The organism is Arcobacter lacus (genome assembly GCF_003063295.1).
In the GTDB taxonomy this organism is placed as follows: domain Bacteria; phylum Campylobacterota; class Campylobacteria; order Campylobacterales; family Arcobacteraceae; genus Aliarcobacter; species Aliarcobacter lacus.
Genome location: NZ_MUXF01000008.1, coordinates 21,886 through 32,669, shown reverse-complemented (window position 1 = coordinate 32,669; position 10,784 = coordinate 21,886). Strand labels below are relative to the sequence as shown.

Here is a 10,784-nt window from a genome sequence, read left to right as displayed (position 1 = left end):
TTTCTGAAATTTACATATAAAAAATATGACACAAATTTGACACACTATTTTTTTACTTGTAAAACATAACCTTTTATATATTCTACATAATTAATAGTTTCTAAACTATTTCTTCCAGTTATATTTGATAGATACTTTTTAATATCATTCCACTTTCTTTGGTTACCACTTAATTTTTGTGCTTTCAAGATATTTCCTAATCCAGCATTATATGAAGCTAAAGCTAACTCAAATTTTTCTAAAGCTATTCTTTCGACTTTCCAACTTTTAAAAAGCTTATTCATGTAGTAAACTTGTGCATATACTGATTGAATATCATTTAATGGATTAAAACCATTTTTAAACAACTGATGACCTTTTAGTTCTTGCCCTACTTCTTTGGCTGTTAAAGGCATAAATTGTGCAATACCTAAAGCACCAACTGGACTTTTTGCATTTGGATTAAATCTGCTCTCTTGAACAGCTTGAGCAATAAAATAATGTTCAATTGGTATATTATTTATAACTTTATCAAACTGCCAAAACTCTTGAACCGCTTTTTTGTAATGGTCCAAATATTTATCTAATCCTATTTTTATTGCTTCATTTGGTGATATTAGTTTCATTTATTGTCTTTTTTTGTATAAAATTGCAAATCCACAGAATATTATTGTTAAAGTTAAATAAAGATGTACAGACTCTTGCCAAACCAAATAACTAAAAGCTTCATTTAGATTTATTATATTTTTTGATGGTGCATTTAATAAAATAAATACCCAAATAAAAAAAGAAAAAACCGCTCCCACATTAAAAACATTTAATTTATTAAATAAATTTTTCACTTAAATTCCTTTATTTGTTTTTATATATTATAACTTGTATTATTTAGGCTAATTTTCATTTTGACAAATTTCTACTAATCTTTTATATTCTCTTACACATAATCTCATTTGATTAGTTTCTTCTGTATAAGTCGGTTTATTTGGTTTACATTCATTTGGCTCAGGAATGTTACATTTTTTAGTTACTACTTTTTCAACTGGTCTATCAACATATAATATTTCTTTGTCTGAACAACCACTAATAACCATTAATACGAATATCATCAAGAATAAGTTTAATATCTTCACAATCATCACTCCTTACATTTTTATAATTTATTCCTAAAATCTCATCTTTTTCATCTTTGAACTTTTTTAATCTTTTTTCATAATCAATAGAGTCTTTTAGTGCTTGATTATTTAGATCTGTAATTACATTATGCAAAGTTTGATTATTAGTTTCTTCATTTTGCTTTTCTAAAATACAAGTTTTCAATTCATTTTCTAGCTTAACTATCTTTTTATCTTGATATTTTAAGAATAATGATAAGCCTAAAATTGTAGATAATAAAATTGACATTAATCCTACAAATAAAACTAATTTGTATTTCTCAAATAAATCATTTATCATCTATTTTCCCCTTTTTTTGAATAAATCTTTTAAAACTTCACTAACTTGTAGCAGGGCGTCATGTTCTGAAATTTTATATTTCTCTCTAATAGCAACGATATTTCCTACAATACTAATCAATTCAGCTAATATAAACATTCCAACGAATAAATTTCCTATAAAATTTAATTCAGATACAACTGAAACACCTAAAAAAATCATATAAAGAGCAATCAACAATCCAGACTTTTTTATAATACCTGTTGTTATAGGTGATGATGAAAGTTCTTTTAATATATAGCCTTTCCAAATTCCCGTAAATATATCAACTGTCATTAAAATACATAAAACAACAAAAGTCTTTTCAGGTATTCCCGCATAATCAAGAGAAATCAATATGTAAGAATAAAATATTGAAAAATATATTTTTAATAGAACTGATATATCATTTATATTTTGCATATTCATAGCGACTCTTTAAAATCTTCTAAACTAATACCATTTGCAATAGCTAAATTTGATTTCTCTATTACATTAGAAATAAATAAAATCATTTCGTTTTTGTACTCTTCACCATATATTCCTAAATTGGCACTTGATTGTTTTTCAAGTGGATATTTTTTTGTGATATAGTTTTGAGTGTAAGAGTTGATATTTTGAACTCTATCATTTTCTTTTTCAACTTCATCGCATACCCAACTATTAGTTTCATTATCCCACTTATCAAATTGCTCTGGCTTTGATATAGTTACATCATCTTTGATTTTTCCTAAGTAGTCGATTTTAGACTCTTGTTTCGTTTCTTTATTATAAACAACAGCATTTCTATTATCTTCTACATATTCCCATTTTGTACCGTTAAAGGAAACTGCAAAACCATCTTTTTTGGCAAGTGGTTTAATAGTTGTTGTAAATGGTAGGTTAGTTCCATAAGCTTCATTTATTCTAAGTTCTTCTAAAAGCTCTTTTGTTTCAATATCGTATTTATAAATTTTATTCATATTTTAAACTCCTTATTTTGCAACAATTAGTGGTAAAACTGCAATATTTTTAGGTCTTGTCTCGGCTCCACCTGCTGTTCTTGTATTATAATATGCCGAGGTTGTACTACCAGTATTCCAATCAACACTTCCGTCTGTTGTACCATTTGAGATATTCCCAGGTAATCCGTGACTATGTGACTTAAATTCATCAGCTTGATAACTAGCAACACCTCTACTATCTGGTCTTAAGAATGCTTTATCTAACTTTGGAACTCTAAAATTTGTTGTACCATTACCACTAGAAAAATAACCACAAATTCCACCATTAGCAGTTGCTTCAGCTTGCCACTGTGCCTCTGTTTTTAAAAATTCTTTTCCTTGTAACCAAGCCCACAATTTTGGATACTCCGCTCTATTGAATTCACCACCAAAAGCAACAACACAATTTGGATAAATTTCATAACTAACTAAAGGTAGTCCTATTGGTAAAGTACCTAAATTTGATAAAGCTTCTTCAAGACCTGTAATAGAACTTATAGGATGTTGGTCCGCCTCATTTCTTCCAGCTAAATTATTATGATTTGTAGGAGTTAAAGCAGAACTCTGAACAGTCTCATTTCTTAGATAATAAACTCCTCTAATTCTTAAAGGTGGATTTCCTATTATGCTAGAATCACTTTGAATAATTATTTTAGCAACTCCTATTATTTCAGGCATATTTAATCCGTAATCTTCAAAAACTTCTTTTTCTGCATCTGATATATTTGAATGTGAAACTCTACCTATAATCATTTTTACAGGATTTTCCCAATCTGTTGTATATAGTTGCCAATAACAAACAAAGTTTTCATTAGAAGCATTAACAAGTCCACCATTTATTGCATCATTGTATTTTATAGATGTTCCACTATATAAAAAAGGACAACTTCCATTACCACTATTTGTAAAATCGTAATTTTGGTTATTATCTAAAAAATAAACATTGTAGTTAGTAGGACCTTGTAGTTTTTGCTGGAATGGTAAAGTTGGTGTATTGTTATGTTCTATTGTATAAAATAATTCTTCATCAGCTATTAGAACTGGTGTATTAACTTCAATATTTACTGCACCTACTGTATCTTTTGTAAATATTAGATTTCCACCTCTTAACCAACTTGCACCAACTTCTAAATGATGATTTTTATGCCATTCAACATTTCTAGAACATAAGTGTCTTTCATCATTTGCCCAAATAATATTTGAAGAACTATTTAATAAAATCCATGACACTAAAATGTCTTCTGAAAAATTAGGAGTTCCACTTCTTGCAAAAAGAGTTCTAGTATCTAAATCTAAAATAATATAATATCCAATACCAATACTTAAACTAGATGTACTAAAAGTTATACTTTCTCCAGCTTCAAATAAATAAGGTTTACCATATTTATATATTTTTGTATCAGCGTTAAATGTTAATGTAATACTATTTGATGTTTTTGTAAGTGAAGATGTTAAATGATCCATAAAACCTATTGAAAATTTACTATCCTCATATAATTCAAGATTATCATTTTTCCAATAATTTGGCTCCGTCAATGGATTTTTATTTACATTTGGACTACCTTCTGTACCAACCAAAGAACGATATAAATTTCCATCACTACCTTTAGTAATAGAATTTATATAATATTCTTGATTTTCATTCCATTCAGGAATACCAGTTTGAAATAAATAAGAAGTTAGATAAGTTGAAGTATAAGCTAATCCATTAAACCATTGTCTTGGTGGTTTACTATTTATTCCAACAGTTTCCCAACCTAACTTAAAATTATCATTTAAGTTTTCATTTATATCATTTGTATAATTATTTGTACCAAATGCAAATCTCTTATTTTCATTTGCATTCGTTCCAAAAGGTACAATATTGCTATTAGGTCTTTCAAATTTCATTTAAAAAAATCCTTTAAATTATTATAATATCAGCAAAAACTCCGCCTACTTCCAAATTATCAAAATCTCCCATAGGTTTTGAATCTGGTGTATCTTCAAATCCGAAAGTATTATCATTGCTAAAACTTTGAAAAAATCTATATTCAACACCTTGAGGTCTTGGCAATAAATCAAGTTCTTGAATATATTTTATCAAACTAAAATCAAACGATAAATCGATAAATATATCCATAGTCATATCTTTATTATCAACTATATAAGCTTTACTACTAAAAAGAAAATCAATAGCATTTTGTAAAGATAATCTTGTATCATCATCAATCATTTTTGCTTTAACATTATTCTTGATAGCCTTTGCTTTTAGAAATAATCTAAATTGATAATCATCTAATTGACCACTTGTATAATCGTTTTCTGTTAAATCTCTAAAAGGATAAGCTAATACACCCTCAGCTAAATCATCAAATCCATAAGCATCTTCTTGGTCTTCAAATCCAAAATATTTTTTAGGTACAGCAAAAGGAACATTCCGACTGATACCTAAAATTTTTCCTAAAATATCTTGTTGTTTTCCAACAGCCTTATCTAAATCAAAAGCATCAGGAATAGAATTTAATAAGTCATATATATTTTTATATTCTGTTAGTAATAATCTTATATGTTCTTTGGCTTTTGGTTTATCTTGATACTGCCAAATTAATAGCTTTTCATATTCTTCTATAAAAGACATTATGAAATCTCCGTTATCTCAATATTTTCTTGTTTTATTACAAATTCTTCATCATATCCAGCGATAAGAAGATTATCTACAAAACTTATATTGTCTTTTGATACTTGTAAATCAGTAGCTATAAAATTAGAACTTGCACTATATATTGTTGCGTAAAGTTCTGTTACTGTAATGTTTTGTGCAATATAAAAAGATTTATTAGCTAAAGTATTTTTTATATTTTCTATATCTATGCTTTGAGTAGGTATTCTTCTTTTTACATTAAATTTTAAATAGATGTCTTTTTCAGTAGGTCTATCAAAATTTACTTCATGTATAATTGGTCTTATGGTCCCATCTTGTCTTACAAAATTTTCAACATAATTAAATTCAATTTGACCTTTTAATCCAGTTCCACCCGTTTTATCTTTAGCTATTACTTCTGCTATTTGGTCTATCTCACCACCTTTTACTATTAACCAATAACTATTTGCTGGAACTCCTGTTATTTCATCATCTATTTTTGTTTTATTTTCATAAGGACATACATCAATAACATTATCCAAAGTTAATATCTTCCCAACTATGCTGCCAATTGTTGAATAAGCATTAACTTCTAATATTTTATTTCTTCTTTCTCTTAAAATTTGGTCGCTTTCCTCATCTCTTCCTGGAACTGCTGGATTAGGATTTGTTAAACTATCTATTTCAGTCAATATAGTTACTTGTTGATTTATTGTATTTATATCTGCAGTAATTGTTCCATAATCAACACTTTCAAAAGTAACAAGATGAGTACCAGCTGTTAAAGTTTGAGAAGTAGATATTTGCCATTGTTGATTATTTGTATCACTAATAGTATAAGTAGCTGGAATAGTTACATCTTTATTTAACACTAATTGAATATCAACTGTTGACTTTGTTGCTGGTATTCTAGTTCTAGCTAATAGTTTAAGCAATTTATCTAAATTTACACCCTCAGCTAAATCAGGATCCATAGAGTTATAAATATATAATCCTAAACTTTGTAAGTCATCTATTATTGTAGTATTTATTCCGACTAATTGTCCGTCTGGTGTATCTTGGTCTAAATTAATATCTTGTCCATAAATACCTTTTAATTGATTAGATAATCTTGTTAAAATTTCTATAAAACTATCTGCTTTAAATCCATTTTGATTTATTTCCATTTATACTCCTACTTCTAAAGTAATATCATCATATATTGTTTTTAATTCTATTTTTATGGTTGCTTTTCTATTTGCACTATCAACAATTAAATCAATTTTTTTTATTGAAATTACTCCGTAAGTTTGAATAGTCGTATTATAAACTTCATTTTTTACTATTTCTTGATTACTTTTTATTCCTAAAATATTCCACCAATCAATATTTGCTTCACTATCTAAAAACCAATCATTTTTGCAAGATTTTATTCTAGTAACGACATTTTGTTTAAGAGCATCTTTTTTATTAACATAATTGTTTTTTGAATTACCAAAAGTCCAATCCCAGTTTTTGTCTAACATTCTTACTCTCATATGTTTGGCACTCCTGTATTACTTCCACCACTTTGTACACCGCTATGAGTATGTTCATTCATAAAAGACCATAAACTCTTACCATTAATAAGAATATCACCATCTATTACATGATCTCCAACTTGTGAAATATTTCCCTCTAAAGTATAATTTCCAAGCTGTTCTCTATTCCCTTGATGTTCATAATCGCCAATTTGTAAGCAATCACCAGTCATTTTAATTCTATCTGGTATTTCAAGTTCACCATTTTTATTTTTTAGACCAACTAAAGCCACACAATCACTATAATCAAACATTCTTGGACTTAATGGTTTTTTATTATCGTTTCCAAAGTACCAACTATCCAAACATCTTTCATTTACAAATAATTGGCAATAATCACCAATAGCAATAGGCATTTGAATAGAACTATCTCCACCTAAAAAATTTATAATTGGAACATCAGGGAAAACGGGAAGAGGAATTGTTTCTCCATCTACTTCTCTTGCAATAACTGGCTGTACATCAATAGTTTTTTTATTAACTTTTACAACTTTACCAATTAAATTAGTATGAGTATTTGTTAAAGCTTGGATTATTCCTAATCCAATAGTACTTGCTAAATCTAAAGCCCCATTATTATTGTTTATCATTTAATAACCTTATAATCATTACATGAAATACAGAAAACTTCTTGTTTCCAATCTGTACCACCATAATCGCCTGTATAATGTATTGTATTGATTTTATAGATACCATTAAATCGTTTATCATAAAGACTTTCAAGTTTTAATAAACAACCTATTTTTAAAAGTGGGTTCATCATAGTTTCAAATCTTACTTCTTTCTCTGCTTTTTCAGGAGTATCTAAAAGTCCAGTTTCACTATTAACTAAAGGTATATAACTGCTCGTTACTTCCTTATCTTTAATGATATGTAATACTCCATCATCTACATAATAAGTTTCATTTTCTGTTAAATTTTCTTCCAAAATTTTAAAAGAATTCCCTACCAAAACTCTTGGTCTTAAAAGTGGATTTTGTTCGGTTATTTTGCCTTTTTTAACTGTTGGCATATCTTTTATCACTTGCTCCGAGATATTACCCTTAACAACTTTTGAAGTGTAGCTATTTTGCATATCATAAAGTCCGTCATAAGCTTCGATAGTTGTTATAAATTCAGCACCTTGTTTTTTACTAAAGGCTTTTGAGATTGCACCTTTAAAAATAGTTTCAATTTTTGAATATCCAGCTTTTAATTCGAACTGCATATAATCAGCTGGTAAAGTTCTTTTATCATCAGGATTTTTAGGTTTTTCTTTTTTCTGTTTTTCCTTATCTTTATCTACTATATCCTCATCTTTTGTAATTTGGTCTCTTTTTGTTTGAGATAAATTATAAATTTGAATAGTTCCATTATTTAAACTACCTTTTACACTTTTTGTTATGTCAAAACTTATTCTTAACTCAGGTTGAATTGTAATCTTTTGGTTATTTAAAGTGATAATTTCTAAGCTATAATTTCTTCCAAATCTATCTAACATCGTAACCTCTTATATCTGCAATTTCATCTCTTTCTAATAAGTAAAAATCAAAAAAATTATCACTAAAACTATTCAAATCAAAAGGATCTAAATTTAATCCTTTATCATCAATAAATAGTTCAAATGGTAAATTGTTTTTAAGCAGCAATACTCTTGAAGATAGTCTTATTCCATTTATTGTTTTATCTCCATAAGTAATATTCATATACCAACTTTGATTTCTAAAAGATAATTCAATATAAGCAATATCATTTTCATAAGGTATATTAAAACTCTGATTTGGATTAGGGTCAATATTTATTTTTAGCATTATTGGAATAACCTTTTTACTGCAACCAATGGACTTAGTAATTCTTTAGCTTTTGCGTCTTGAACTTTTTCACCATTTACAGTTCCTTTATCGCTTTTAGGTGCTACTTTATTTTTTACACTTTTTGCTGGATTTTTTGTCATCTTTTGAACTTCAACTAAAATAGTTTTAGCAAATCTCACTTGCTTAAAGGTAGCTTGATAACCAATTGCTGTATTTGTTACTTGGTCTCTAACTGGAGCAAAAGATATTAATCCCATATTCTCATAAGTTTTTGATGCAGTCTCAATTTTAACTGGCATTTTTGCATTTTGTAATCTCTCAATAAATTCCATAAAATTAAGAGTTTCCTTGTCTCTTCCACCCTCAAAAATATTATATAAATTACCAGTTTTATTCGCTAACTCTGTAACTTCTGAATATCTTACATCGTCCATTAACTTATTCATTCTTTGTAAAGTTTGATTACTTCTATAATTTGGATATAAATTTTCAGTTATTCCTGCATATTTATCAGTTAATAAATTATCAATTAAAGAATTTGTATTTATTTCTTGATAATGTAAATCTGCAACCTCACCCTCTAAAGTTACAATTAAAGGTTTATCTACAAAATGGTCATTTACATAACTACCATCTTCTACATAATTATCTGGTATATCTGTTGTATATGTTGGATTTTCTTTTAATCTAACATCTAGTTTATATCCAGCTATTCCAATAGTTTGTGTTTCTTCTTGTTTTGTTGTTCCAAATGGATTTTTTGTAAAATCTTCAATACTTTTTATGAAATTATCAAACATTATCTACCCCCAACATCAAATTGTTTATTTGCATTTGATATTTGTTTATTTAAGCTATCAACAACAGTTTGACCCGCAATAGTTGGATTATCACTTTTTACATCAATCTTAATGTTATTGTTCTGAGTATTATTGTTTGTCGTTGCCGTGTTAGTATTATTTGCTATATTATTTGGTAGAAGTGCATTATCTTTTAGTATAGGAACATTTGGTGGTAAGTGTACATTTCCTAAATCATTATAATTTAGTGGATTTGAATTTTTTTCTAAAACACTTCCTATCCCTTTTGTTGAATCAATTTTAATTCCATTTTCAAGAGCACCTTTTATTTGGTTTTTTGATAACTTCTCATATTCTTCTCTTAATGCTTTAATTTTTAAATATTGTTCTTCAATTCCTAATCCAAAATCTAAACCTACAAATTTACCACCTTTTTCTAAAATGGCAAATAAAGCTAATACACTTTCTGATAGTTTTAAAGCAATTGCAATTAATCCATTCCATGTTCCTTTTAATATATCAAAAGCACCTGTTAAAGCTTTTACAATATCAATATTGAAACTTGCAAAGAAATCAGCTATAACACTTTCGCCACCTTTAAAAGCTACAATTAAATCACCAATTACACCAATAGCTAAAATAACACCAGCAACAAATAATCCTAAAGGGTTTAAAAACATTGCTCTATTTACATACAATAGTCTAGCCCCTAAAATTAGAAGAACATTATTAAAACCAACCGTATTATCAATTACATCATAAATTAACCCACCAATATTAATCAATGCACTACCAAAAGACATTATCACATCAATAGTTTTATTTAACCCTTCTTGGATACTCTCTCTATTTTCTTTAAAAAATTCTTTAAAAGTATCAATAGCTTCTTTCATTGCTGGAGCAAGAGCAATAGCCAATTGTGTTTTAACTGCATCAAATCCATATCCTAAATCTGTTAAACTTCTTTTATATTTTGTTAATTCTTCTGCTTGTTCTTCTGTAACTAATCCCCATGCACTAGCACTATCTTTTAAATGATTAATTTGAGTATCTGTTAATCTTAAAGTTTGCAGCATACTTTCATCAATTCCAAGTTTAGCAACAATACTTCTTTGTTCTGAAACATTTAATCCTTGCATAGATTTAGCTAAATCTTGCATTACTACATCAGCACTTTTTATTTTACCCTCTGCATCTTTTACTGATATTCCTAACTTTTCAAAAACTTCTTTACCCTCTCCACTATCAAACTTCGCATACTCTCCTATTCTTTCACTTAGCCCACCTATTGAAGATTGTAATGCATCAGCTGTTGAACCATTCATTTTTGCAACATATTCCCATTGTTGCATAGATTCGACATTAACACCCAATTCTTTTGATAAATTTGTTGTTTGATAAATAGCTTCTGTCGTTTTATCTACCCATGAATTTAAAGCTACTGCCATTGTTCCATAAGCTACTGATGATAAACCAATAGCTTTAATAGAAGTAGATAATCCAGCATTTAATCTTTCAAGAGGTTGTAAGCTACCAACAAAGCTTATTTTATTAACTAATTCAGTAACAGCCATATA

Annotated in this window: 15 protein-coding genes; all 15 read right to left on the bottom strand. The window is 27.8% G+C overall.

The features are described from left to right. Positions 1 to 44: 44 nt before the first annotated feature. From B0175_RS05230 to B0175_RS05160, 15 genes are read right to left on the bottom strand one after another with little or no spacing between them, the layout of a single operon-like run. On the bottom strand, positions 45 to 605 hold the full coding sequence (locus tag B0175_RS05230) for a transglycosylase SLT domain-containing protein (protein WP_108527603.1): 561 nt from the start codon (positions 603 to 605) through the stop codon (positions 45 to 47). Beyond that, on the bottom strand, positions 606 to 821 hold the full coding sequence (locus B0175_RS05225; RefSeq protein WP_108527602.1) for a hypothetical protein: 216 nt from the start codon (positions 819 to 821) through the stop codon (positions 606 to 608). Between the two features lie 48 nt (positions 822 to 869). After that, positions 870 to 1,109: a hypothetical protein gene (locus B0175_RS05220; RefSeq protein WP_146175183.1), complete on the bottom strand. Its 240-nt coding sequence runs from the start codon at positions 1,107 to 1,109 to the stop codon at positions 870 to 872. Continuing rightward, on the bottom strand, positions 1,060 to 1,431 hold the full coding sequence (locus tag B0175_RS05215) for a hypothetical protein (protein WP_108527600.1): 372 nt from the start codon (positions 1,429 to 1,431) through the stop codon (positions 1,060 to 1,062). The genes B0175_RS05220 and B0175_RS05215 overlap by 50 nt, the downstream gene beginning before the upstream one ends. Next, positions 1,432 to 1,878, bottom strand: coding sequence for a phage holin family protein (locus B0175_RS05210; protein ID WP_108527599.1), 447 nt, complete (start codon positions 1,876 to 1,878; stop codon positions 1,432 to 1,434). Beyond that, positions 1,875 to 2,411, bottom strand: coding sequence for a hypothetical protein (locus tag B0175_RS05205; RefSeq protein ID WP_108527598.1), 537 nt, complete (start codon positions 2,409 to 2,411; stop codon positions 1,875 to 1,877). Before B0175_RS05205 ends, B0175_RS05210 begins: the two co-directional genes overlap by 4 nt. Before the next feature lie 12 nt (positions 2,412 to 2,423). Continuing rightward, the gene (locus tag B0175_RS05200) at positions 2,424 to 4,322 is read right to left on the bottom strand and encodes a hypothetical protein (RefSeq protein WP_108527597.1); all 1,899 of its coding nucleotides are present in this window, start codon (positions 4,320 to 4,322) and stop codon (positions 2,424 to 2,426) included. A 13-nt stretch (positions 4,323 to 4,335) separates the two neighbouring features. Continuing rightward, complete coding sequence (locus B0175_RS05195; protein WP_108527596.1) at positions 4,336 to 5,052, bottom strand: DUF2612 domain-containing protein; 717 nt, start codon at positions 5,050 to 5,052, stop codon at positions 4,336 to 4,338. Further along, positions 5,052 to 6,221: a baseplate J/gp47 family protein gene (locus B0175_RS05190; RefSeq protein ID WP_108527595.1), complete on the bottom strand. Its 1,170-nt coding sequence runs from the start codon at positions 6,219 to 6,221 to the stop codon at positions 5,052 to 5,054. Before B0175_RS05190 ends, B0175_RS05195 begins: the two co-directional genes overlap by 1 nt. Then, positions 6,222 to 6,572, bottom strand: a complete 351-nt coding sequence (locus tag B0175_RS05185; protein ID WP_108527594.1) for a hypothetical protein — start codon at positions 6,570 to 6,572, stop codon at positions 6,222 to 6,224. Next, the gene (locus tag B0175_RS05180; protein WP_108527593.1) at positions 6,569 to 7,204 is read right to left on the bottom strand and encodes a Gp138 family membrane-puncturing spike protein; all 636 of its coding nucleotides are present in this window, start codon (positions 7,202 to 7,204) and stop codon (positions 6,569 to 6,571) included. The genes B0175_RS05185 and B0175_RS05180 overlap by 4 nt, the downstream gene beginning before the upstream one ends. Beyond that, positions 7,201 to 8,094, bottom strand: coding sequence for a baseplate hub protein (locus B0175_RS05175; RefSeq protein ID WP_108527592.1), 894 nt, complete (start codon positions 8,092 to 8,094; stop codon positions 7,201 to 7,203). Before B0175_RS05175 ends, B0175_RS05180 begins: the two co-directional genes overlap by 4 nt. Further along, positions 8,084 to 8,404: a phage baseplate plug family protein gene (locus B0175_RS05170; protein ID WP_108527591.1), complete on the bottom strand. Its 321-nt coding sequence runs from the start codon at positions 8,402 to 8,404 to the stop codon at positions 8,084 to 8,086. The genes B0175_RS05175 and B0175_RS05170 overlap by 11 nt, the downstream gene beginning before the upstream one ends. Continuing rightward, positions 8,404 to 9,207, bottom strand: coding sequence for a phage baseplate protein (locus B0175_RS05165; protein ID WP_108527590.1), 804 nt, complete (start codon positions 9,205 to 9,207; stop codon positions 8,404 to 8,406). Before B0175_RS05165 ends, B0175_RS05170 begins: the two co-directional genes overlap by 1 nt. Continuing rightward, positions 9,207 to 10,781 (bottom strand): phage tail tape measure protein, encoded by a 1,575-nt coding sequence (locus B0175_RS05160; protein ID WP_108527589.1) that lies wholly within the window; start codon positions 10,779 to 10,781, stop codon positions 9,207 to 9,209. The genes B0175_RS05165 and B0175_RS05160 overlap by 1 nt, the downstream gene beginning before the upstream one ends. Positions 10,782 to 10,784: the final 3 nt, after the last annotated feature.